Consider the following 23,179-nt stretch of genomic DNA (forward strand, 5'->3'; position numbering starts at 1 on the left):
ACAGCCGGTCGCCTCATCGCTACCGGCTGTTTTTTTGTGGGTCGCGGCCTATCTGAATAGCGACCCGGCTTAATGTAGAGTCTATGCAGACTGCCTTTAACGCGGTCTCTATTGGGTACAAAGAGTAAACGCATGGAAAAAGTGAAGAAAAACCGATCCGAATTTATTCCCCAGTTTCAATCCGCTTTTTTTCTCCCTCGCTATTGGGGGATCTGGCTGGGCGCGGGAGCATTGGCGCTAGTCGCCTGTCTACCGGCTAAGCTGCGAGATCCTGTGCTGGGTGCGTTGGGCCGAATGGTGGGACGTATTTCTAAAGGCGCGCGCCGCCGTGCCCGCATCAACCTGCTGCTGTGTATGCCAGAGATAACCGAAGCGCGGCGAGAGAAGATCATCGACGATATGTTTGCGACGTCTATTCAGTCCATCGTGCTGATGGTTGAGCTGGCGATTCTCCCCGCCCGACGTGTTTATGAGCGAGTGCGGTGGCACGGTGAAGACATTATCGATACGTTGAGAGATCAGGATCGGAATGTGATCTTTATGGTGCCGCATGGCTGGGCAGTCGATCTGCCCGCAATGCTGATGAGTTGGCGCGGTCAGAAAATGGCGGCGATGATCCACAACCAGAAAAATGAGTTGGTCGATTACCTGTGGAATTTGCTGAGACGTCGCTTTGGTGGTCGGCTGCATACGCGCAACGACGGCATCAAGCCCTTTATCGGTTCGGTAAGAGAGGGGTATTGGGGCTACTACCTGCCGGATCAGGATCATGGCGCGGAGCACAGCGAGTTCGTCGACTTCTTCGCTACGTACAAAGCCACGTTGCCCGCAGTCGGTCGTTTGATGAAAGTCTGCCGTAGCGAGATCGTTCCGCTGTTTCCGGTCTACAACGCCCGGACTTCGCTACTGGATATTTATATCCGTCCGCCGATGAGCGATATCGCAGGGGCTGATGATGAAGGCATCGCACGCCGAATGAATGAAGAGTTGGAGTTTTTAGTACGACCCAATCCAGAGCAGTACACCTGGATTCTGAAATTGTTGAAGACTCGCAAGCCGGGTGAAACGGAGCCTTATCTACGCAAAGACTTATAATATCGCGCTTTCTTTTGCGATATAAATGCGCGCCATTATCACCACTTACCGGTGCCGGAAATAACGGTATCGGTGAGTGTGGAAACAATTCGTCATTAAACTTTACCCTATCCGGACGTCAGACATAATTAGCGTTTTATTTGTTTCTGACATTTTATTATCTCGGATAATTCCTCGTATGAATCGCCTTCATCCCTTGTTATTACTTTATTAAAGTCGTCATAACGGTGACTTTAGCGTGAGTCCTTTAAATCAAGCGAAGCAAAATCACTGCCGCGTTTTATAGGACTGACCCAACTGATTAAATAGTGCGGTAAAAGGATATTCATCATGCATTTTAAACCTGTATTTTTAGGTGTCTTACTGGCCACATCAGCACTGAGTTTTACGGCAGCCAACGCAGCGGTTGATCCTGCACACGAGGGAAACCCGATGGCGCCTGTTGTGGCGAATCATGGCCGTGTTGAGTCCGCTAACCATGCTGCTAATACGCATTCAGCCAAGAAGCTGGAGGCCGAACGCCAGGCGGCTAAATCCCGCGCGGAAAGCCATCAGAAAGCGGTCCAAAAGAAAAATAATCCAATGCATGAAAAGGTGCAGGCGAAAAATTCAGCTGCAGAGCATCACGTTAATAAAATGAATACAGCGAAAGAGAAACAGCAGGAATTATATCCGCCGAAAAAATAAACCGTAAAAGTGTCAGAAAGTGGCAACAGAGGGACGGTAGCTAGAAAATGAAACGCGGATGATTGACGTAACCTAGTGATTCATTGTTCCCTCAAAAAATAATGCTTACATCAGATACTTCTTACCTTTGACCCTACGAAAAAAAGCCGGTATATCCGGCTTTTTTACTATCCATCGTTCCCATTTTGCAGAGGGCGATGCTACGACTTTATTCGCTTATTCGACTCGCAAGATCCTTACCGTATTCGTAGTGCCGACGGTACCCATCACATCGCCTTGAGTGACAATCACCAGGTCGCCGGACATCAGGAAGCCCTTGTCGCGCAGCAGAATGACGGCATCATTTGCGGCTTCGACGCCGTCAGAATAACGGGTGAATTGAACAGGGGTGACGCCGCGATAGAGTGCGGTCAGGTTTAGCGTCCCTTCATGGCGCGACATCGCGAAAATAGGCAAACCGGAGCTGATGCGAGACATCATCAGCGCGGTACGACCGGACTCGGTCATCGCGACGATGGCGGTCACGCCTTTCAGATGGTTGGCGGCGTACATGGCTGACATCGCCACCGACTCTTCGACGTTATCAAATTCCGCGTCAAGGCGGTGTGTAGAGACGTTGATGCTCGGAATTTTTTCCGCACCGAGGCAGACGTTGGCCATTGCGGCAACGGTTTCCGACGGATATTGGCCCGCGGCGGTCTCTGCTGACAGCATGACGGCGTCGGTTCCATCCAGCACGGCGTTGGCGACGTCCATGACCTCCGCGCGGGTCGGCATCGGATTGGTGATCATAGACTCCATCATCTGCGTCGCGGTGATGACGGCACGGTTGAGTTTACGAGCGCGACGGATCAACTTTTTCTGGATGCCAACCAGCTCAGGGTCGCCGATTTCTACGCCCAAATCGCCTCGGGCAACCATAACGACGTCGGAAGCCAGGATGATGTCGTCCATCGCTTCGTCCGTTGCGACGGCTTCAGCGCGTTCGACTTTGGATACGATTTTGGCTTCACAGCCCGCCTCTAATGCCAACTGGCGGGCGTAATTGAGATCGGCTCCAGTGCGGGGGAATGAAACGGCCAGATAGTCCACCCCAATTTTGGCGGCGGTCACGATATCCGCTTTATCTTTGTCGGTCAGTGCAGCCGCTGAGAGTCCGCCACCCAGTTTGTTGATGCCTTTGTTATTAGAGAGCGGCCCACCGACGGTGACTTCCGTGAAGACTTTCGACTCTTCCACGTTAAGCACTTTGAGCTGAACGCGACCATCATCGAGCAGCAGCGTATCGCCGGGGATGACGTCATCGGGCAGACCTTTGTAGTCGATGCCGACGCCTTCTTTATTGCCTTCCCCGCGACCCAGATTGGCGTCGAGCAGGAATTTGTCGCCGACGTTGAGAAAAACCTTACCTTCTTTGAAGGTGGATACGCGAATTTTTGGACCCTGGAGATCGCCAAGAATGGCGACGTGGCGGCCTAACCTTGCCGCAATTTCACGTACATTATCGGCACGGAGTTGGTGGTCTTCTGCGGTGCCGTGAGAGAAGTTCAAGCGGACGACGTTTGCACCGGCGGCAATAATCTTTTCCAAATTATTGTCGCGGTCGGTTGCCGGTCCCAAAGTGGTAACAATCTTCGTTCTTCTTAGCCGTCTGGACATGGATGACTCCGTTGACTGGTGAAGCTGAATAGGGCGATAGTATCTAAAACACGGCTGACGCCTCTTAGGGGGCAAGAGGGTGATCCGCGCAATGGGCATGCCGTGGCGGTTGAACCGTACCGGCGAAAAGCAGCTACGCTGGCCTGAGTGCAAATCAGTTATAGGGAGTGCTGAACGGTCCTTCTTTATCAAAACGCGATTCTTTCAAGGCTTCCTTGACGCGTTTCAAGTTATCTCTAAATTTCGCGCCGCGCCGCAGCGTAAACCCGGTCGCCAAGACATCAATTAGCGTGAGTTGGGCGATGCGCGATACCATCGGCATGTAAACGTCCGTGTCTTCCGGGACTTCCAGCCGTAGGGTCAATGACGCTTCGCGTGCCAGCGGCGTACCTTCGGAGGTGATTGCGATCACCGTCGCGTCATTCTCGCGGGCAATGCGCGCCATGTCCACCAGGGTTTTGGTGCGGCCGGTATGTGAAATCAACACCACGACGTCGCCTTCGCCGGAATTCATGCAGCTCATGCGCTGCATAACCACATCGTCGAAGTAGGCCACGGGGATATTAAAGCGAAAGAATTTGTTCATGGCGTCATGCGCGACGGCCGCCGAAGCCCCAAAGCCGAAGAAGGAGATTTTGCGGGCCTGGGTCAGGAGATCGACCGCGCGGTTGATGGCGGGAATGTCGAGACGCGACTTGGCATGTTCCAAACCGGCCATGGTGGATTCGAAGATCTTGGCGGTGTAGGCCTCAACCGTATCATCCTCCTCTACATTGCGGTTCACATAGGGCGTGCCGTTGGCGATACTTTGCGCCAACTGCAATTTGAAATCGGGAAATCCCTTGCAGTCCAGCCGCCGACAGAATCGGTTGACGGTGGGTTCGCTGACTTCCGCTAATTTAGCGAGTGTCGCTATACTGGAGTGGATAGCTGACTGCGGTGAGGCAAGAATGACTTCAGCCACCTTTCTTTCTGACTTACTCAACCGATCCAGGCGAGTCCGGATTTTATCCAGCATTTTCATAGAGTGATACCATCAATGGTCATGTCGATTTCAGCCAGAGGTGAATCGATGCGAATTTCATGGAAATATACTATGCGCAAACCTGACGTGGCAGAGGGCGGCGCGGTGAAATTGTGGTTTTTTCACCAGAACATGACGTGTGTCTAACTTTCAAAATAGTCACTGACTGTCGAAATTGTTAGCTAGTTTTCTCTCTACGATTTGCGTCGTTATCAGTGTACCGAAGGAAATACTCAGCTATCACGTTGTTACACGGCGATTTGTGGGGTATGTCGCAGGCTAACGGTTTACTGGTCCCAGCCAAAAATAGTACATTACATATGTAATAAAATTACAGCATCCTGCAATGAGGAGATAGAACATGGCGGTAACGTCAACGGCCCAGGCATGTGACCTGGTGATTTTCGGTGCAAAAGGGGATTTGGCGCGCCGTAAATTGCTGCCTTCACTGTATCAACTGGAAAAAGCAGGTCATATCCACCCGGACACCCGTATCATCGGCGTCGGCCGTGCGGACTGGGACAAAAAGGCCTATACCAAAGTCGTGCGGGAAGCGCTGGATACTTTTCTTAAAGAGCCGCTGGACGAGAAACTGTGGAAAACACTGAGCGAGCGGCTGGATTTCTGCAATCTGGATGTACAGGATGCCGCGGGTTTCAAGCGTTTGGGCGACATGCTTGACCAGGAAAACCGCGTAACGATCAACTATTTTGCCATGCCGCCTAGTACCTTTGGGGCTATCTGCGGCGGTCTTGGTAAAGCCGGGCTGAACAAAGAGCCCGCTCGCGTCGTGATGGAAAAACCGCTGGGAACCGATCTGGCCTCTTCGCAGGTCATCAATGACCAGGTGGCGGAGTACTTTAACGAGTGTCAGGTTTACCGTATCGACCATTATCTCGGAAAAGAAACGGTACTGAACCTGCTGGCGCTGCGTTTCGCCAACTCGCTGTTTGCCAATAACTGGGATAACAGCACCATCGATCACGTTCAGATTACCGTTGCGGAAGAAGTCGGTATCGAAGGCCGTTGGGGTTATTTCGACCAGGCCGGACAGATGCGCGACATGATCCAGAACCATCTGCTGCAGATCCTGACGATGATCGCCATGTCGCCGCCGTCCGACCTGACGACGGATCGCATTCGTGATGAAAAGGTTAAGGTACTGCGCTCGTTGCGTCGCATCGACCGCTCCAATATTCATGACACTACTGTGCGCGGGCAATACACGTCAGGATTCGTTCAGGGCAAAAAAGTCCCCGGTTACCTCGAAGAAGAGGGCGCTAACAAGTCCAGCGACACAGAGACATTTGTCGCTCTTCGCGTGGATATCGACGATTGGCGCTGGTCCGGCGTGCCGTTCTACCTGCGTACGGGTAAACGCTTGCCGAGTAAATGTTCAGAAGTCGTGGTGTACTTCAAAAATCCGGCGCTGAATCTTTTTCACGATTCTTATCAGCAACTGCCGCAAAACAAACTGATTATTCGTCTTCAGCCTGACGAAGGGATCGAAATTCAGATTTTGAACAAGATCCCTGGTCTGGATCACAAGCACCGTTTGCAAACGACCAAGTTGGACCTCAGCTTCTCCGAAACCTTTAATCAGGAGCATCTGGCTGACGCCTACGAGCGCCTGCTGCTGGAAACGATGCGAGGTATTCAGGCGCTGTTCGTTCGTCGCGACGAAGTGGAAGAGGCGTGGAAATGGGTAGACTCCATCATGGAAGCGTGGGACCAGGACAATGACGCGCCTAAACCTTATCAGGCGGGCACGTGGGGTCCAGTGGCGTCCGTGGCGATGATCACCCGTGATGGCCGTTCCTGGAACGAAGTCGAGTAATGATGAACCGCAGCCTGCGGTTTGTTCGCGGCTGAGCAGCAAGGAATCACAGCGCGGTCGACTTATGGGATGACCGCGCCAAATTAATCAATGCCCATTGGGCATGAGTGGAGAAAGCGCTTAATGAAAAACTGGAAAACCAGTGCGGAACAGATTCTGACGGCTAGCCCGGTCATCCCGGTGATCGTCGTGAATAAACTGGAACATGCGGTTCCCATGGCGAAAGCTTTGGTCGCTGGCGGTATCCGCGTACTGGAACTCACGTTGCGCACCGAGTGTGCGGTAGAAGCGATTCGCCTGATAGCGAAAGAAGTGCCGGACGCAATCGTGGGTGCGGGAACGGTAACTAATCCTCAGCAGCTGGCCGAGGTGGTGGCAGCCGGCGCGCAGTTCGCCATCAGCCCTGGATTGACTGAACCGCTGTTGAAAGCGGCCACGGCGGGCGATATTCCGCTGATTCCAGGTATCAGCACTGTGTCAGAACTGATGCTGGGTATGGATTACGGATTAACCGAATTTAAATTCTTCCCGGCTGAGGCTAACGGTGGCGTGAAAGCCTTGCAGGCTATCGCGGGTCCGTTCGGCAAAATCCGTTTCTGCCCAACCGGCGGCATTACGCCGAACAACTACCGCGACTATCTGGCGCTCAAAAGCGTCCTGTGCGTGGGCGGCTCCTGGCTGGTGCCGGCTGACGCGCTGGAGTCCGGCGACTACGACCGCATCACTGACCTGGCCCGCACCGCAATCGAAGGTGCTAAAGCCTGATTCGGCCTCAAGGCCGACAGGGCGTAAATAACATTTCAGCCGTGTGTTAGTGCGATGACTCAACCACCTCTTCGGAGGTGGTTTTTTTTATGCGACGATAACGCAAGTCCGAAATTTTTCTGGACTGAGCAGAAACGAGCACATCAAGTTTATCAATAAGTTAATCACTTTCTTCTTATGTCGATGCGTTTCGGCGCTTGACCCGTTTTGGGTTAGTAGCGTGACGACCTGAAAACGACCAACCATCTGGTTGCACCGATCCTGCCGCGGGGGGCCCAGAGCGGTTGCTCGGGATTGGGGTCTTTAGCCTTCGGTCGACTTGCTGCGATAGGGGCTCTTCAAACAGATACTGAACACAGGCGAATAACCCATCGCATAACCCGTCTGTTGCCACACATAAAATGGTGGCAAAATGTCCCCACATTAAGGAAATAACGGCATCTGAATGTCATTCGGACGTGAATTCGAATGCTGTTTGCAAACAGAAAAGGGACGTATGGCTTCTATCCAAGTGAGTGGTGTAGACAAGACTTCAGAGATCACTAAATGGTCTATCTGGAATGACAAGAAGCAAGGACTACAACTGAGGTGCTCATACGGCGAGAAGGGCAATAGCATACATCCGCTCAGTGACTGCCGGATCTCTCCCACCCATGAGTTGGGCGAGATGTTGTTGTCCAAGCCCGGCAGCGCGATCGTCACGCCTATTGCCAGGGCAACGATCTATGGCGAGCGGTATGCTGTCGTGTTCTATCCAAACGTTGCTCTGCCTTATGTCTATAACATGGACCGTATTGCGTTTTCCGCGCCGACGACGATGAAGGCATCGCCGGTCTTCGACTACTTTGTGAAAGTAGCGAATGCCCGTCGGGATCACGCGAAGTCGGAGAGTGACCGTGATATCGCCGCCAATGTGGTTCGACAACTGGAGCAATTGCCTGCCAGTGCTGACACAGCCTTGCATGCCTATTGCTCAGCCCAAAATGGAACGCTGGAAGAGGGCCAAGGCCTGATTTATCTTCGGGGTAAATGAAAGCCAGCTGGCTGCGGTCGAGCAGGCCTTCCGCGCGCAGGTCAGCGTGATCGAAGGTCCGCCGGGCACGGGAAAAACCCAAACCATCCTCAACATCCTCGCCAATATTCTGCTGCGTGGACAAACCGTGGCCGTGCTGTCCAACAACAATGCGGCCGTTGAAAACGTCTACGAAAAACTGGAAAAATGTAGCCTCGGCCATCTGATCGCCAAACTGGGTAATCAGAGCAACCGCAAAGATTTTTTTGCCGACCTGCCGCCTTGTCCATCAAACGAGCCCGAGCCCGCACCCACACCCACGTTGGATGAGATTCAAGTTTTGCTGAGCCGCTTGAAACAGCACATGCACGATCACAATCGGGCGGCGCAATTGCAGGTTGAGATCGATGAGCTAATGATTGAACGACGCTACCTACAGCAGTGGCAGACAGACAGTGGCGTGCAAGCTGAAGCTTCGCTAGACAAATATGGTTTGTCTCCGCGTAAAATTGCGGACCTGATGGCCTATCTCGCCCATCTCGGCGAGCAACGTATCCGCTTCAAAGATCGTATTGAACTCCTGTTCAACTTCAGAGTTTTTCGCACCAAGCCATTCGCCCAGGAAGACATGCGCCTGTCTGTTTTCCATGCCTTACAGATGCACTATTACGACAAGGCGTTACAGGACAAAAAAACGGAGCTACAGGCGTGCCGAGCGTCGTTGGCGCGTGCGAATTTCACGGACTTGCTTGAAGAGTTAAAGACGTCGTCGATGCGCCACCTGAAGCAACACCTGCACGGGTTGCCCCGGGCTTTAGGCAGCTTCGACGCTAAGACCTACCGCAAGCAGTTCGATGCCTTCGTGCAGCGCTTCCCGATTTTGGGTAGCGGTACGCACTCCATTGTTAATTCTATCGCCCCGGGGGCGATCCTCGACTACGTGATCATCGACGAAGCCTCGTTGCAGGATATCGTGCCGGGGATTCTGGCCTTGGGCTGCGCGAAAAATCTGGTCGTTGTCGGCGACAACCGTCAGTTGGCACATATCCCCGTGACGTTAGGCCAGCCGGCACCCGCCGACGCCTACGATTGCGAGCGCTATAGCCTGCTTGATTCGTGCATCGGTGTGTTCAAGGAGCTCTGCCCAGAACCCTGTTGAAAGAGCATTACCGTTGCCATCCCAGAATCATCCAATTCTGCAACCAACAGTTTTACGATAATGCGCTGTTACCTATGACCGAGGATAAAGGCGAAGAGCCGCTGCGTCTGGTGGTAACCGCCAAGGGTAACCACACGCGGCAGAACACCAATTTGCGGGAGCTGGATTCTCTGCTCAAGCTGCTTGACGACGAAGGCGAACCCACCGGGCAGGATGGTGACGGGCGTGGTTTTATCGCGCCATATCGGGCGCAGGTCAACCTTTCCGGGACGCACCTGCCCGCGGATTACGTCAAGGATACCGTGCACAAGTTTCAGGGCAGGGAGTGCGATGAGATCGTTTTCTCCACCGTACTGGACAAGAAACGTTACAACCAAGATCGTAAACGCCTCAATTTCGTCGATGATCCGCGCATGATCAATGTTGCGGTGTCGCGGTCCAAGCACCGCTTCACTCTGGTGACGGGCGACGAGGTGTTCACCGGCAACAAGGGTCACATTGCAGCCTTGATGCGCTACATCGCTTATTACGCGCAGGACGAGCAAATCGTGCGTGCGCCCGTGGTGTCGGCGTTCGACCTGTTGTACCGCGAATATGACCAGTCTCTGGCGCGTTTAAACGCCCGATTACGAACCGAGGATTCACGCTACAAATCTGAGCAGATTGCGGCACAACTCCTGCGCGAGGCGTTGTCTGAACCGTCATGTCAGGGGTTACTGTGTCACGATCAGGTTAAACTGAATCAGGTCGTATCACCGAACAATCCGGCTTTGACGCATCGCGAGCGGGCTTTCATGGCGCGTGCCAGTTGCGATTTTGTGATCTATTTCAAGGTAGGCAAAACACCGGTGGGAGTGATCGAGGTCGATGGTGGCTCGCACGACCAACCCGTTCAGGCGGCGCGGGACGCGTTAAAAAACGCCATTCTGGTAAAAAACGGAATTAAGATCATTCGGTTACGCACTACCGAGAGTCGCATCGAAGAGAGGATCGCCGACTTTATCGCTCAGTGGGCGAGCCCTGCGCTCAGCGCGTGAGGCAATACCGTGTGCATTGTTCTCGTTTATTTCCACGAGGAGGGGAAGGCATTTAGCCCAGTCGTCAGGGGACATCATTCGAGAATGGACTCAAAAAGCGGAATGGTCGTCACACGCTGGCGGCCTCACTCTCTTTAAGACGGGGCAAGGGAGAGAAAAAGGGCACAGACAGACTGCGCCCCTGAATGTTAACCGTTGACCTGTACCGCTGCGGCGACGGCCTTGGCGCGCTGTACGGCCTCGTCTGTCGTATCGTCCATCGCTAACGCGACGCCCATTCGACGCTGGCCGTTAATTTCCGGCTTGCCGAACAGGCGGATTTGCGTCTGTGGCAGCAAGGCATGCTCCAGTCCCTGATAGCGGACGTCGCTGCTGGTCAGGTTTGGCAGTATCACCGCGGAAGCGGCCGCGCCGTATTGGCGAATAGCGCCGACCGGCAGACCAAGAAAAGCGCGCACGTGCAATGCGAACTCGGATAAATCTTGCGAGATCAATGTCACCATGCCGGTATCGTGCGGTCGCGGCGAAACCTCGCTGAAAATGACTTCGTCGCCGCAGACGAACAGTTCAACGCCGAACAGGCCATAGCCGCCAAGCGCTTCAACGACTTTGCCGGCGATAGCTTTTGCCCGCTCAAGCGCGACTGGCTCATCTGCTGCGGCTGCCAGGACTCTCGGTAGTCGCCATCTTCCTGACGGTGTCCGATGGGTGTGCAGAAGTGAATGCCGTCGACCGCGCTGACGGTCAGCAGGGTGATTTCAAAATCAAACTTCACCAGCCCTTCGACAATCACCTTACCGCCTCCGGCCCGGCCGCCTTCCTGCGCATAGCGCCACGCAGAGTCTACTTGCTGGGCGTCACGAATCAGGCTCTGGCCTTTTCCTGACGAGCTCATGACGGGTTTGACGATGCAGGGGAAACCGATCTGTTGCACTGCCTCTTGGAAACTGACGGTGTTGTCGGCAAATTGATAGGGAGAGGTCGGGACACCTAGCGTCTCCGCCGCCAGACGGCGTATCCCTTCGCGATTCATGGTTAACCGGGTGGCCTGAGCGCATGGGACGACGCGTTGTCCCTGTTTCTCAAGCGCGACGAGTATATCGGTGGCGATAGCTTCGATTTCAGGGACGATGTAGTCAGGTTTTTCCTGAGCGATCAGCCGTTCGAGCGCTTCGCCATCCAGCATGTTAATGACGTGGCGACGATGTGCGACCTGCATGGCGGGCGCATCGGCATAGCGATCCACAGCGATGACTTCAATTCCCAAACGTTGGCATTCAATCGCCACTTCTTTGCCTAGCTCGCCCGATCCCAGCAGCATGACGCGGGTGGCGCCAGGACGCAGGGCTGTTCCGATTGTTAACATAAAAGTAGTATCCGATGCGGTTAAGAATTCCGGCGCAGTATAAACGAAACCGTTTGCGTACGCATCCGCAGGGCGTTTTAACTTATTTTAACGTGATGTCGCGCGATCAAGCAGGTCAGGGGGAGACCGTCATCACCTGAATGATGACGGTGTTTACGGATTATTTACTGTTGGGGTCATAGGGCAGCGTGGAGAACTGCAATGAAAGCTGACGATAAAAGCTGACCCGTTCCCGGAAATAATCGCGTAGATGCGCAGGTTGCTGTTGTTCAAGCACGTCAGGGATGACCGGCATGTTATAGCGCTCTTTAAAAGCGACGCCGGAAGCGGCGAGATCGACGTTCACTTTTTCCATCTCTTCGAGTGAGAGGTCGGCCAGATTATGTCCCATGATGTCCTCCTGTTTATGGCGCGACAAACATAAAACAGCCCGTATCAAATGGCAAGCAACACGCCACCCCTCGATCAACCGCGCTCTATTTACGGTAAGGCTGAGAAATCCTTGAATTTAATTGCCACTAATAAAAATGATGACCAAAGCAGAATCGAAATAAATAGAAAGCAATGAAAACCATTCTCATAGATAAATGATAATACTTTGAATTTAGGGTAAAAATAATGAGAACATTGGTTAATAGTATGTTTTTAATTTTAATATTTTTGTGCATAATGCCCTTCGAATAATCCCCTGCCAGTGGAAAAGGATTTAACATGTTAAAACAAGAAATGATTCAAAAGCTGAATGAACAGCTGAACCTGGAGTTCTACTCTGCCAACCTGTATTTACAGATGAGCGCATGGTGTGGAAATAAAGGTTTCGAAGGCGCATCAGCTTTCCTGAAGTCTCACTCTCAGGAAGAAATGGAGCACATGCAACGTTTGTTCGATTACCTGGACGATACGGGTAGTATGCCGGTTCTTGGCGCAATCGAAGCTCCGCCCGTAGAGTTCGACTCTCTGACTGATATTTTCAAATTGACCTTCGAACACGAACAGCTGATTACCGGAAAGATTAACGAATTGGCGCATGCGGCCATGACGTTGCAGGACTATTCAACGTTCAACTTCCTGCAGTGGTATGTCGCTGAGCAGCATGAAGAAGAGAAGTTGTTCAACTCCATTCTGGATAAACTGGCGATGGTGAGTACTTCCGAAGGTGGACTGTTCTTTATCGATCAAGATCTCAAAAGAATGGCGGCGAGCGCTACGCCTTCTGCCTGATAGTGGCGCAAAGGCGATGTTCATCCGACATCGCCTTATCTCTCCATTTCTCCTGACTTCCCCTTGCTCGACTTCCCTTTAGTGTGTCGTTATGATTCTACTGTGGCTTATTCTTGATGCCTTACGTCAAGAAACCTTGTAAAGACAACGGTCTGTTTTGCTGTGGAAATCAAAATGAAAAAACTCATCTGGCTCCTTTTAACGACCTCTTTTTGCTCTTCAGCGCTCGCGGCGACGGGGATTACGAACATTAGCAAGCTACAATATGGCGACAGCTGGGCGTTTACTCGCGAAGAAGTGCAGTTGATCTGCCGGCCGGGTAATGCGCTTTATGTCATTAATCCCAGCACGCTGATGCAGTATCCCTTGAATGGTGTCGCCTGGGCTCAGGTTCGACAGGGTGAGGTAAACGCTCAACCGCTGGATATCATCCTGCTGGACGATCCCAAACACCCAGGTCAGAAAATAAGTTTGCTACCTTTTGTGAACCGCGCTGAACAGCTGTGCCAGGGATGAAAAACTCAGCCATCCAATGTGTTATCAAAAGTGGGTTAGTCACCATGACTGAGCTCGCGATCACAAAATGGGTCTAATAGTGACTTAAAGCGCTAAGTCAGCTCATACATAGCTGGAAAAGGGAAATGTCTCGTCTACGCTTGAAGGGTAGGTTCCTTAGAACCTGCGTCAATGCCAACTTTTAGCGCACGGCTCTATCACAAGAGCCATTTCCCTAGACCGAGCACAGGAATCGTGTTCGGTCTTTTTTTTTAAATTAATGAGTTATAATGATTTCCCAAGTCATTTCCTGTACCTCAATATTAATTATCATCACTGTATCGCCAACGCGTTGAGCCTGTAGATTCATGTAAATCGCGTTTTTCAGTTGCTCTGGAGTGAAGTACGCGTCATGTACCGTCATCTTGTTATTTTGTATGATCGAAAATGTGCCGCGATACGATAATATCGTCGCCTGTCATTTATTTATTGCTGAAATGAATGTAATAGAGAATTCTTGCGAGAGATCTGAAAAAATTTCAGTTTTTTTGCTATTTAAAAATAATGTTTGATTTGGCTATGTATATATTTAGATGCTTGAGGTGGACTCTGTATGAGAGAATTCGGTTCTGATGTTAACGTTGAACAATGTGAATTCGGTATCAGCATAATATTTTTTGATTGACGTCGCTCGTTGCTTAAATAAGCAACAGTTAGCGCAACTTTTCGTTTTATGTACTTCTACAATTTTGTTGTTTTCACTTTAGACTCGTTATCAGGAGGCAAAACAAAAAAGATCTTTAATAACTTAAGGTTGGTTTATTTGTATTCATATATAACAAAATGGAATATGTGTTTTTGTATGGCTATGAAAATGAAAGAATTTATTAGTTTCCTTAAGTGGTTATTGACATTGCAAAATGTTTCTGTAGGATAAGAAAAATCTTAAAATATTAATGCTTTAAGTTATAGGAACAAGGAAATTCCGAGTAATATGAAAAGTGAAAGCCTTTTTGCTCAATGTGACTCTTGTGGCAATTTAAATAAAAAAAATCTCACATGTTGTTCAACGTGTGGAAATAAACTAAAGAAATCTAAAAAGAAAATTTATATTTCTCTTAGTGCACTGGCGGTAATTTTGCTCCTTATCATCGTTTCCACCGATAATCCAACAAGTGGTAATGAGCCTGCTGTTTCCAGTACTGTTTCTAGTGCTGTTGTTAAGGCGAAGCCAGCCTCAGAAATACCCCACGCAGAAACTGCTTTCATTGCTCTTTCCGATGAGGTGAGAGATAAATTTGCAATGGCAAAAAATGAACTTCAAAAGTCTGTTTTACGCGACGAAAGAAAAGAGCAGCTTTTGAATATGAGGTTGACTAGAGTAACTGATTGGGTTGGAACTATATCGGAGCTTGATACAAATAATGATGGGAAAGGAATACTGACCATCAAGCTTTCACCGATCCTTTCGGTCGGCACTTGGAATAATGAACTTTCCGACATGGGAAGTCATACGCTAATTGAAAAAAATACTGCTTTATACAATTCATTGTTGAGCATGTCCGTTGGACAGAAAGTCATTTTTTCCGGTGAGTTTTTTTCCTCCGATGAGGACGCAGTACAAGAAAAAAGCATGACAATAGATGGTTCCTTATCAGAGCCTGAATTTTTGTTTAAATTTAAATCTATCAAACCAATGTAAAAAAGGATGGTTGAAATGGCCTTAATCAGTTGCCCAGAATGCTCAAGCCAAGTTAGTGATGCCGCAATTAAATGCCCATCTTGTGCTGTTCAGCTCAGAAAACCTAAAAGAGGTTTTTTTGGTAAACTTGTCAAATTCTCTTTTATCGCTTTCAATATTTTAATGCTTGTATGGATTATTGGAGGGTATAACTCAGCTTCTGAGGGCATTGAGCAGTTATCTGGTGCAGAGCAAGCAGGCGCTGCTATTGGAACAGGACTTGGGGTCGCAATGCTATTCAGCTTATGGATCGTTGGAGACATAATTCTCGGTTTGTTTGTTCTCTTCACGCGCCCCAAGAGTTGATATCATTTAAAGGGTGGCTATCGCCACCCTTTATCAATTACTGGAACCATACAATTATATTATTGTTAAGTCGGGCTTTAAACGGAAAAAATGGATAACTAGCCCGTTTTTACTGATTTATGGCTAGGGCATTATTGAGTGTCAATCATTATTTAAATAAAAGCATGGAAAATTTTTACTCACCACACACGATGCTTTATCAGGGATAGCATTTGTCGATATCCAGCAGCGTCTCATGAGATATCTCCTCCGTGTATGTTTAAATAAATTATTTACATACAAATAATCTAAACCTGATGCGTAAAAACACATTGGTGGTGATTTAAAATCATCTGCTCGACCTTCGTGAATCTAGTACGACATTCAGTCAGTAAAAAACGTTGTCATCATCGTCATCGCCAAGCGTAGCAAGGCTTCAGTTTGAAGATGTGTGAGCTACTCAAGAATTTCACTGTAATCTAACTACAAAAACACTACTCAGTAGTCAAGTCATCTATTGTAACTGTTTTTTCTAGAATTATATAATGCTTGAGATACTATTGGTCGTCCAACATTTTTTAGAATAGGGTTAAAAATAAAAGAATCTCTTTATTCTTGTTTCACTCTGCCACGCAGATATGTTTGGACGTATTCGTCAATTTCTCTGAGCCGTACCTGGAATAATTCGATCATATGATCTTGTTCGGGTTCAGGTAGTTGACGAAATACATTAAGCATTCTCATTTCACGCTCTTTCAAGCCATGGGCTTCATCGACCTTTTTACCAAACAGCCAGGCGATGGAAACACCGCTCGCATCCGCAACGGCGAGTGCTGAGGCTTTGCTTATCGTTCCGGTTCTAAACCATCCGGTCACCGCTTGTTTGCTAACGTTCGCGGCTCTGGCCATATCGGCTTTGGAAAAACCTTTGTTATTGAGTTCAGCGAGCCTGGAAATAAGGCGGTTATCAAAATCTTTCATTGGCATAGCGTTCATTGTAAGCCGGGATTTTAGTTCGGCATAGTTAATTGAAAATTGATTTTTTAATAAAGCAATTCTTTATTGCTATGTTGATATATTCGGGATAAAGAGTGTTAAGTGATGATTTAATTAAAAATAGTTGCGTGTAAAGCCTAATGTTATTCAATGATTGATTCGCTTTTATGCTGTGTAATGAAATGATGTCACGCTGGTAATGTTTTCACTCTCTATTAAATAATTCGTGACACCTACGTATAATTGCCTTCTATCAAAGTCTATATTTAACAAGCTTCATGTTATTGGAGCAATACTTATTGGTCATAAATTTGTTGGGTGAATAGCTTAATTCGGTATCAATGAACCTTTTGATGGTGACTTATCTTGGTGGAGGTGATTTGTCGTTGCGGGATAGGGCGTGAGGAGTTTGACGCTAAAACGGTGGATAGCTTTTTTCGTCCATGTCGGTGCTGGGAGCGTTTGTCGGCGCTCAGCGGATTTTCAGCACAAGATCTGAGTTCTTAGAGCGAGAACATTTAGGCGGCCTGGGCCGCCTTTTGGTCAGCAAACGCCGAAAGGACCCTCTTCACGATAGGGTTCTACGGCGTCAACTGCAACGATGAGCTCTTTCTTTAACGAGTCATCCATCCGGATGCACCATAGTTGGTTGTCTTCAACTTTATGGATAACCATCTTGGGACCACCGGTTTTGCTCTGGACAATATCACCTTCTTTGAACATGGGTTATTCCTCAGCTGAGTAAATTATTTTCACTATAGCAAATTCACCGTATTTGGCCGTTTTATCAGGAAGAAACTTATCGATAAATAATGCTGGAGAAGTATCGCTATTTCAGTGAGTCTGACAGGTCAATGAGATGAAAAATATTAATATTATTAGCCTAAAAACAATCGCGGTTTTTGCTTTATTTTTTATCAATATTTCCGCGGCCAAGACGTCTATTTTAAGTGACGAACAGGTGAAAAAAGCCATTATTCAGGACTCAATCAACAAGTATCCAGGAAATTGTCCATGCCCTTATCACTCGGCCAAAAATGGTAGCCGGTGCGGCGGTCGAAGCGCATGGAGTCGAGCTGGGGGCTATTCGCCTATCTGCTACGACAGTGACGTGTCAAACGAGATGATACAGAAGTGGAGGCGCCAGCATTGAGATACGCAATTTACTTTCCTCATGAGTGCGAAGAAATTCAACTTCTGCCATGAACGGCTTGATTGTTTTTTAATACATTGATCGCGGTTTGCATGGCGATTTTATCATCACGCCGTTTCTGTCTGCCCTGCATAACCAGCAGAAACTCCAGCAGAGTCCGGGTATTAACAGGACGGCCAACTTTCATCACTTCCAGAACGGCATTACCTAAGATAATTTTGACGGGAGGCAGTTGGGCAGGATACCAATCAAGGGTGTCTTCTGATTTCATACTAAAAATCTCTGGGAAGGGCAGTATAGCACGGCGTCGTTGGGTTCTTCGGTTCACACATCCCATCCGTGGCATTTTACTGTCAACGAGCCCTTTACCGGCTCACTTGCGGAACTTGACGGCGAGGTTCATAAATTTTCTTGAATCAGACAGCATCCTGCCTGCTGCGTGATAGGAGAGAAAGGGCTCTCGCGACGAAAAAGGAGAGCATGAGAAAGGCTTGGGCTGACTGAGATACCTGTCGTGTGTATGTTGAGAAATGCATTCTGATAACGCCATGGCGAAGCTTTTACTGGTGTCAGCCCGAGGATGAAAGCACACCACATTCAGAATCGCTATTCCGTCCGATTATTATCATTCTTGTCGCTGCTTCTATCCTTATCCCCTTGGTTGCGGGCTCGGCGCTGGAGAAATAGCTCGATCGTTTGATAACCCGCAATCCCCAGTGCTGCGCCAATGCCGTTGATGGCAATAGGGGACAGCGTTGGGAACTGTATCAACGCGACACCGGCAATCATCGATACAAAGCCCCCCAATAATAATCGACCGGTAAATTGTCCTAAGCTGATGGGTTTGCCGCCTATCAATATCTTGCCGACGGCAATCAGCAGGCCGATCAGGAATAGCGACAAAATACTTTTATCTGTTTCACTCATTATGTTAACTCCTCTTGTAGGACGCTATGTGGGGATAAATTCTCTCCTTAGTTGACGCATCCCCCGTCCAAACGGTCATTCAAGCTGGATCTCATCAGCTTCCCTATGGCTCGTGACGTATCGGGAAGAAAATACCGATCATGCCGCATTGGCTACGTTGCGATACCAGTACCGTTATGTAACCAGTTTAGGGCCATTGAGGCTAGTGCCTGGGGTTGTATGGGCTGAGAGCAAACAGTAGGTTAGGAAAAGGCATAGAAAGGGTGAGAAGGGCATGCCACTGAACTCAGCGGCAACCGACAGGGAGTATAGACAGACAAAAATTTTTTGCAGCACATTTATAGTGACGGTGTCACTTCTTGTCATTTTTGACGTCGTGTTTATGACCGCGCGAGGAGTGAATGCTTTGACGTTTAGCCTGGTACATGGCGGTATCTGCTTCGTGAATAAAGTGATTGACATCCAAACGGTCATTTTTACCTAATATGGCGATACCCACGCTGGCGGAAAGCACAATGTCGTGACCACGAATGCGCGTGGGCTTTTCAATCCGCTCTTTCAGCGTGCGGCTGATCTTTTCCACTTCACGCGCCATATCTTTACGCTCGTGCAGCACCATGACGAACTCGTCACCTGACAGTCTCCCAATCAGATCGTTGGGCCGGGTATTTTGCCCCAAAATGCGAGCAAAGGTTTTAATTACCCGATCGCCAAATTCGTGTCCGTAGTGGTCGTTGTAGTATTTGAAGTTATCCAGATCGAAAAATAGCAGCGCCAGACCGCTCCGACGTTGCTTCAACGCGAGCTGGTTCAGGTAGGAGATAACGGCGCGTCGATTGGGTAATCCGGTGAGATGGTCGTGATTGGCTTCGAATTTAAGCTGATCGCGCAGTGACGTCAGGTCAGTAATATCGGTGGAGAAGACGTAAACACCTTGCGCGGGCGGTTCTGCCGGCACCATCTGCGTGTGGTAGGTGGTGTGAACACCGGAAGGCAAGTCGACGGTGTGTTCAATATGCACTGGCTGCCGGGTTTTGCGCACCTTATCCAGCAATGGCATGAACAGCTTACGCTCCTTGGGACGCAGGATGGTGCTGATAGGCGAGTTGATGGGATCATCGCCTTGACTTCCCAGCAGCACTTTGAGGTGGTGATTGGCGAAGGTAAAGATATTGTCCGGGCTGATGCAGGAGATCATCGCGGGAATATGATCGGTAATATCCTGAATAAACTGATGGCTGCGCTGGAGCTCTTCAGTCCGTTGTTCGACGCGCTGCTCCAACTCCTTGCTGAGCGAAAGAAGCTCGGTTTCCGAGGCTTTTTGATTGCTGATATCAGTTATCGCCAACAGCAGTCCATGCTGACTGCCATCGGGATTGTAGAGAAGAGCCACCGAGACCATGGCCCACAACAGCGAGCCATCCATCCGGCAATAACGCTTCTGAAACGTCGTATTGCGGGTGCCCGTTTTTAGAAGGTTATCGTAGCGCTCTTTGGTCAGCGCAAGATCGCCGTGATACGTCACACTTTCCATCGTGGTCTGCAACAGCCCTTCCTCGGTATATCCCAGCATCTTGCAGATCGTATGGTTAACTCTGATCGGTTTTTTATCCGGCGTCATCAGTACGAGGCCAATGGCTGCCTGAGAAAAAATCTGACGGTTGACGTAGTCTGCCCGGTGCAGCATATCTCGGGTGCTTTCGGCCTCGGCCTGCATTTCGACTCTTTGCAGGTAGGTTTGCACCACGTAAGCCATATCGCTGAGCTGCTCTAGTTTTTTATCGGTAAATTCAACCGGCTGGCTGTGATAAAGGCAAAGAGCGCCCAATGGAATGCCGTAAAATGAGCGTAGTGGATAACTGGCGTGGAATCGGACCTGTTGTTTGCCCGTCACCATCGGATTATCACTAAATCTGGGATCTTGAAGCGCGTCCGGAACGATAAGCGGCTCGTTGGACGCGACCGTATGAACGCAAAAAGAGATCGACAACGGTGTTTCCGAATAGGGGAAATTTCGCCGTGATAACGACCATTGGCGGTCTGTGTCGATTAAAGAGATCACCACGCTATCGACTTCGAAGAAGGACTGGGTAATGCGGGTGACACGTTCCAATTCTTCGACCGGTCGCGTGTCCAGAATGTTCATCATGCGCAGAAGGGCACTCCGTTGTTCCTTTGTGCCGGCATCGAGAGGCGGAATCATGGTTATGCCTTAGGTCATTTGCTGTTATGGTCGATGCCCGGATGGGGGTTGGTTCAAAAAAGAATGTCCATCCCGGCATGTATAAAGGTTATTAGGCTGATCAATCCTGTACGTCACACTGGCCGCGAGCCCACCTTGAACAGGCTGGACATGCTGAAGCTGAGTCACAGAAAACACGAACCGCTTCGGGAAAGAATGCTCTGGTCCCATTTCAGCATAATGCAATATTCGGTGTTTTATGCCGCAGTCGCCCGCTGCCCATAGTGTAAGTGACTGCTGATAAGTTGCATTATAGCCAGAAACTTTCCTGCCCCAGAGATTACTCACCCGAACTAACTAATAAGAAAGAAAAATTATATGGAAAACGATTCGTTTTTGCCAATAAACCACGCAGTAATGTCAGTGCTGTGACTAAGCAATAATGCGCGGGATGGGATCACGTGGACTCTTCGCGTGTGTGGACGCACGCGCCGTTGACGTAGGTCTTAGCGACATTGCGGTCATCGCCTTGCATCATCAAGGCAAACAATTTCTCATCCAGCGTGCTCGCCTGCGCTTGTCGCAACTGCTGCAGCGGTGTGATCGCCCAGTCGAGAACGACAAAATCCGCTTCTTTACCCGGCAGGAAGTTTCCCAGTTTGTCATCCAAGGAGAGCGCTTCCGCGCTTCCTAATGTAGCCTGATACAACCCCTCGCGGGCAGACAGTTTCTCGCCCAGCAATTGCTGCACTTTGTAACCCTCATTCAGCGTTTGCAGAAGGGATAAACTGGTGCCAGCGCCGACATCGGTGCCCATTCCCACGCGAATGCCGGCAGCTTTCAGCGCGTGTAGCGGGAACAGTCCGCTGCCAAGGAACAGATTCGAGCTTGGACAGAAGGCGACGGAGGAACGACTGCGCGACAACGTGTCTACTTCGTCCTTTTCAAGATGGAGGGCGTGTGCAAACAGGGAACGAGAACCCGTGAGACCGTGATTATGATATACGTCCAGATAGTGGCGATGCTCAGGAAAGAGTGATTTAACCCAGTCAATTTCGTGCTTGTTTTCACTGAGATGCGTTTGCATATAAACGTCTGGAAACTCGCGTAGCAGTTCACCTGCCAGTCTTAATTGCTCCGGCGTGGAAGTGGGGGCGAAGCGCGGCGTTACCGCATACAGCAACCGCTCATGATGATGCCATTTTTGAATCAGGGCGCGGCTGTCCTGATAGCTTTGTTGCGCGTCATCGCACAGCGCCTCCGGCGCATGACGATCCATCATCACTTTCCCGGTAATCAGCCTCATCGCTTTATCTGCCGCCGCGCTGAAAAGGGCATCGACAGACTGTGGATGCACCGTTGCAAAGACCATTGCGCTGGTGGTGCCGTGTCGCAGGAGTTCGCGGATGAACACTCGAGCCATGTGGTGAGCATAGTCGGCATCCGCGTATTTTTGCTCGGTTGGGAACGTATAGGTATTCAGCCATTCCAGTAGCTGTTCACCGTAAGACGCGATCATTTCAATTTGGGGGAAATGGACGTGGGTATCGATAAAGCCGGGCATAATCAACTGGCCCCGATAATCTCTCACCGTCATAAGGGCCAGTTCTTTGGCGGTGACGTCCGCATAATTCAGCGCATTCAGCACCTTTCCGTGCTGAACAACCAATAAACCATCGTCAATAAAGTGGGTGGCTTCGTCGGGGGCATACCGTGGGTCGGCGGTAAAATACAGCAGGCTGGCGCGATACGCCTGTGTTTGAACGGCATCCATCATTCACATCTCCATGAAAAGAGTCGACAGGTTTTATCCATAAATGACACCTCGGAAGCTTCATCAACGGCGAGGGGAAATTATCAGCTGATTTTTGAGTGTGTTCTCCTGCGGAAGGAATTCGTCAGCATGCAGGCCCTGTTCTGTATGAAGACCTGTGTGTGCAAGTGACTGAAAATCAGTAAAAGTCATTTGATACTAAAAGCAGCATCCGGCGAGCGTCAATAACAGTGAGTGACTCAAGGGGGGCTGTTTGAGTTTGCGAAGTGAAGTGACGGGTAGGCTGAGGGCTAAAAGAGCGTGTCAGGGGGAAGATATTCCCCCTGACCAGGTAGGGGGAAGGCGTGATTAAGGCGGTGGCGGTGGGTTGTCAGCAGAGGCTTCTACGGGATCCACTTTGCCTGGCACCATAATTGAACGGGTGACGGCTTCCAGTGTGACAAAGGTGTGCCCGCAATTGACATTAGTACACTGATGGTAGCGCTCCTTGGCGCCATCCGACAGATATCGGCTGGAACGCGCATGGGCGGCATGGTGACATAAAGGGCAATGCATCATGGTGGTATCTCCTTAAACAGATTCATCTCTTCAACATAACCTTTATGGTGAAACCTTTTATTTGAATTTGCAAATATATTTCAATAATAAAATCACAAAAAAGCATTGAATTGCTGATCTTGTGCTCGCGATGTAAATTATATTATTTAAATTCAATGAGTTATTATTAATTATCGGGTGGGGTATGTGAAAAACGTGGCCTTTGT

The 23,179-nt window shown here is 49.7% G+C and carries 19 protein-coding genes and 2 pseudogenes; 10 read left to right on the forward strand and 11 right to left on the reverse strand.

Annotated features, from left to right (window positions below; genetic code table 11):
- Positions 1–132: 132 nt before the first annotated feature.
- Both lpxM and AU509_RS02080 read left to right on the forward strand, forming a co-directional pair.
- Complete coding sequence (lpxM, locus tag AU509_RS02075) at positions 133–1,095, forward strand: lauroyl-Kdo(2)-lipid IV(A) myristoyltransferase (protein WP_085651964.1); 963 nt, start codon at positions 133–135, stop codon at positions 1,093–1,095.
- Between the two features lie 330 nt (positions 1,096–1,425).
- A complete protein-coding gene (locus tag AU509_RS02080) occupies positions 1,426–1,782 on the forward strand; it encodes a hypothetical protein (RefSeq protein ID WP_139824006.1) in 357 nt (118 codons plus the stop codon).
- Between the two features lie 216 nt (positions 1,783–1,998).
- Here the strand turns inward: AU509_RS02080 and pyk are convergent, their stop codons facing one another.
- Positions 1,999–3,441: a pyruvate kinase gene (gene pyk, locus AU509_RS02085; protein WP_085651966.1), complete on the reverse strand. Its 1,443-nt coding sequence runs from the start codon at positions 3,439–3,441 to the stop codon at positions 1,999–2,001.
- Between the two features lie 154 nt (positions 3,442–3,595).
- The gene (locus AU509_RS02090) at positions 3,596–4,465 is read right to left on the reverse strand and encodes a MurR/RpiR family transcriptional regulator (protein WP_085651967.1); all 870 of its coding nucleotides are present in this window, start codon (positions 4,463–4,465) and stop codon (positions 3,596–3,598) included.
- Positions 4,466–4,826: 361 nt separating this feature from the next.
- Between AU509_RS02090 and zwf the strand changes: the two genes are divergently transcribed.
- The 3 genes and pseudogenes from zwf (at position 4,827) to AU509_RS02105 (ending at position 10,275) form a co-directional block, all read left to right on the forward strand.
- A complete protein-coding gene (gene zwf, locus AU509_RS02095; protein WP_085651968.1) occupies positions 4,827–6,302 on the forward strand; it encodes a glucose-6-phosphate dehydrogenase in 1,476 nt (491 codons plus the stop codon).
- A gap of 123 nt (positions 6,303–6,425) precedes the next feature.
- On the forward strand, positions 6,426–7,067 hold the full coding sequence (locus AU509_RS02100) for a bifunctional 4-hydroxy-2-oxoglutarate aldolase/2-dehydro-3-deoxy-phosphogluconate aldolase (protein WP_094117539.1): 642 nt from the start codon (positions 6,426–6,428) through the stop codon (positions 7,065–7,067).
- 496 nt (positions 7,068–7,563) lie between these two features.
- A pseudogene (locus AU509_RS02105) lies at positions 7,564–10,275 on the forward strand (AAA domain-containing protein).
- Positions 10,276–10,463: 188 nt separating this feature from the next.
- Here AU509_RS02105 and purT read toward each other — a convergent pair.
- Together purT and AU509_RS02115 are read right to left on the reverse strand one after the other, a co-directional pair.
- Positions 10,464–11,641: pseudogene (gene purT / locus AU509_RS18935) on the reverse strand (formate-dependent phosphoribosylglycinamide formyltransferase).
- Between the two features lie 160 nt (positions 11,642–11,801).
- Positions 11,802–12,032: a DNA polymerase III subunit theta gene (locus AU509_RS02115; protein WP_085651971.1), complete on the reverse strand. Its 231-nt coding sequence runs from the start codon at positions 12,030–12,032 to the stop codon at positions 11,802–11,804.
- 320 nt (positions 12,033–12,352) lie between these two features.
- Here AU509_RS02115 and ftnA point away from each other — a divergent pair, with 320 nt between their 5' ends.
- The 4 genes from ftnA to AU509_RS02135 all read left to right on the forward strand — a co-directional run bounded on the left by ftnA (position 12,353) and on the right by AU509_RS02135 (position 15,404).
- The gene (ftnA, locus tag AU509_RS02120; RefSeq protein WP_085651972.1) at positions 12,353–12,862 is read left to right on the forward strand and encodes a non-heme ferritin; all 510 of its coding nucleotides are present in this window, start codon (positions 12,353–12,355) and stop codon (positions 12,860–12,862) included.
- 174 nt (positions 12,863–13,036) lie between these two features.
- The gene (locus AU509_RS02125; RefSeq protein ID WP_094117540.1) at positions 13,037–13,378 is read left to right on the forward strand and encodes a YebY family protein; all 342 of its coding nucleotides are present in this window, start codon (positions 13,037–13,039) and stop codon (positions 13,376–13,378) included.
- A gap of 973 nt (positions 13,379–14,351) precedes the next feature.
- On the forward strand, positions 14,352–15,059 hold the full coding sequence (locus AU509_RS02130; protein WP_094117541.1) for a hypothetical protein: 708 nt from the start codon (positions 14,352–14,354) through the stop codon (positions 15,057–15,059).
- 15 nt (positions 15,060–15,074) lie between these two features.
- Positions 15,075–15,404, forward strand: a complete 330-nt coding sequence (locus tag AU509_RS02135) for a hypothetical protein (protein ID WP_094117542.1) — start codon at positions 15,075–15,077, stop codon at positions 15,402–15,404.
- Between the two features lie 588 nt (positions 15,405–15,992).
- Here the strand turns inward: AU509_RS02135 and AU509_RS02140 are convergent.
- Together AU509_RS02140 and AU509_RS02145 are read right to left on the reverse strand one after the other, a co-directional pair.
- Positions 15,993–16,370 carry a helix-turn-helix domain-containing protein gene (locus AU509_RS02140; protein ID WP_094117543.1) on the reverse strand — a complete coding sequence of 126 codons (378 nt, stop codon included), beginning with the start codon at positions 16,368–16,370 and terminating at the stop codon, positions 15,993–15,995.
- A gap of 552 nt (positions 16,371–16,922) precedes the next feature.
- A complete protein-coding gene (locus AU509_RS02145; protein ID WP_094117544.1) occupies positions 16,923–17,102 on the reverse strand; it encodes a YodC family protein in 180 nt (59 codons plus the stop codon).
- A 136-nt stretch (positions 17,103–17,238) separates the two neighbouring features.
- Here AU509_RS02145 and AU509_RS18430 point away from each other — a divergent pair, with 136 nt between their 5' ends.
- Positions 17,239–17,532, forward strand: a complete 294-nt coding sequence (locus AU509_RS18430) for a hypothetical protein (protein WP_094117545.1) — start codon at positions 17,239–17,241, stop codon at positions 17,530–17,532.
- Between the two features lie 37 nt (positions 17,533–17,569).
- On the opposite strand, the gene AU509_RS02155 is transcribed toward AU509_RS18430, so the two are convergent.
- The 5 genes from AU509_RS02155 to AU509_RS02175 form a co-directional block, all read right to left on the reverse strand.
- Positions 17,570–17,803 (reverse strand): hypothetical protein, encoded by a 234-nt coding sequence (locus AU509_RS02155; protein ID WP_085651978.1) that lies wholly within the window; start codon positions 17,801–17,803, stop codon positions 17,570–17,572.
- A 335-nt stretch (positions 17,804–18,138) separates the two neighbouring features.
- Positions 18,139–18,459, reverse strand: a complete 321-nt coding sequence (locus AU509_RS02160; protein WP_085651979.1) for a phage holin family protein — start codon at positions 18,457–18,459, stop codon at positions 18,139–18,141.
- A gap of 352 nt (positions 18,460–18,811) precedes the next feature.
- Positions 18,812–20,608 carry a sensor domain-containing diguanylate cyclase gene (locus tag AU509_RS02165; RefSeq protein ID WP_244200957.1) on the reverse strand — a complete coding sequence of 599 codons (1,797 nt, stop codon included), beginning with the start codon at positions 20,606–20,608 and terminating at the stop codon, positions 18,812–18,814.
- Positions 20,609–21,098: 490 nt separating this feature from the next.
- On the reverse strand, positions 21,099–22,418 hold the full coding sequence (gene guaD / locus AU509_RS02170) for a guanine deaminase (protein WP_094117547.1): 1,320 nt from the start codon (positions 22,416–22,418) through the stop codon (positions 21,099–21,101).
- Between the two features lie 345 nt (positions 22,419–22,763).
- Complete coding sequence (locus AU509_RS02175; RefSeq protein WP_085651982.1) at positions 22,764–22,973, reverse strand: ogr/Delta-like zinc finger family protein; 210 nt, start codon at positions 22,971–22,973, stop codon at positions 22,764–22,766.
- Positions 22,974–23,179 lie beyond the last annotated feature (206 nt).

Source organism: Lonsdalea britannica (assembly GCF_002111595.1).
GTDB lineage: Bacteria > Pseudomonadota > Gammaproteobacteria > Enterobacterales > Enterobacteriaceae > Lonsdalea > Lonsdalea britannica.

Bases quoted from the DNA above. Each gene is read 5' to 3' on its own strand.
- AU509_RS02080 (WP_139824006.1), top strand. From the start codon at position 1,426: ATGCATTTTAAACCTGTATTTTTAGGTGTCTTACTGGCCACATCAGCA.
- lpxM (WP_085651964.1), top strand. From the start codon at position 133: ATGGAAAAAGTGAAGAAAAACCGATCCGAATTTATTCCCCAGTTTCAA.
- ftnA (WP_085651972.1), top strand. From the start codon at position 12,353: ATGTTAAAACAAGAAATGATTCAAAAGCTGAATGAACAGCTGAACCTG.
- AU509_RS02165 (WP_244200957.1), bottom strand. From the start codon at position 20,608: ATGATGAACATTCTGGACACGCGACCGGTCGAAGAATTGGAACGTGTC.
- AU509_RS02115 (WP_085651971.1), bottom strand. From the start codon at position 12,032: ATGGGACATAATCTGGCCGACCTCTCACTCGAAGAGATGGAAAAAGTG.
- AU509_RS18430 (WP_094117545.1), top strand. From the start codon at position 17,239: ATGAAAAATATTAATATTATTAGCCTAAAAACAATCGCGGTTTTTGCT.
- guaD (WP_094117547.1), bottom strand. From the start codon at position 22,418: ATGATGGATGCCGTTCAAACACAGGCGTATCGCGCCAGCCTGCTGTAT.
- AU509_RS02130 (WP_094117541.1), top strand. From the start codon at position 14,352: ATGAAAAGTGAAAGCCTTTTTGCTCAATGTGACTCTTGTGGCAATTTA.
- AU509_RS02090 (WP_085651967.1), bottom strand. From the start codon at position 4,465: ATGAAAATGCTGGATAAAATCCGGACTCGCCTGGATCGGTTGAGTAAG.
- AU509_RS02175 (WP_085651982.1), bottom strand. From the start codon at position 22,973: ATGATGCATTGCCCTTTATGTCACCATGCCGCCCATGCGCGTTCCAGC.
- pyk (WP_085651966.1), bottom strand. From the start codon at position 3,441: ATGTCCAGACGGCTAAGAAGAACGAAGATTGTTACCACTTTGGGACCG.
- zwf (WP_085651968.1), top strand. From the start codon at position 4,827: ATGGCGGTAACGTCAACGGCCCAGGCATGTGACCTGGTGATTTTCGGT.
- AU509_RS02140 (WP_094117543.1), bottom strand. From the start codon at position 16,370: ATGCCAATGAAAGATTTTGATAACCGCCTTATTTCCAGGCTCGCTGAA.
- AU509_RS02100 (WP_094117539.1), top strand. From the start codon at position 6,426: ATGAAAAACTGGAAAACCAGTGCGGAACAGATTCTGACGGCTAGCCCG.
- AU509_RS02155 (WP_085651978.1), bottom strand. From the start codon at position 17,803: ATGAAATCAGAAGACACCCTTGATTGGTATCCTGCCCAACTGCCTCCC.
- AU509_RS02135 (WP_094117542.1), top strand. From the start codon at position 15,075: ATGGCCTTAATCAGTTGCCCAGAATGCTCAAGCCAAGTTAGTGATGCC.
- AU509_RS02125 (WP_094117540.1), top strand. From the start codon at position 13,037: ATGAAAAAACTCATCTGGCTCCTTTTAACGACCTCTTTTTGCTCTTCA.
- AU509_RS02145 (WP_094117544.1), bottom strand. From the start codon at position 17,102: ATGTTCAAAGAAGGTGATATTGTCCAGAGCAAAACCGGTGGTCCCAAG.
- AU509_RS02160 (WP_085651979.1), bottom strand. From the start codon at position 18,459: ATGAGTGAAACAGATAAAAGTATTTTGTCGCTATTCCTGATCGGCCTG.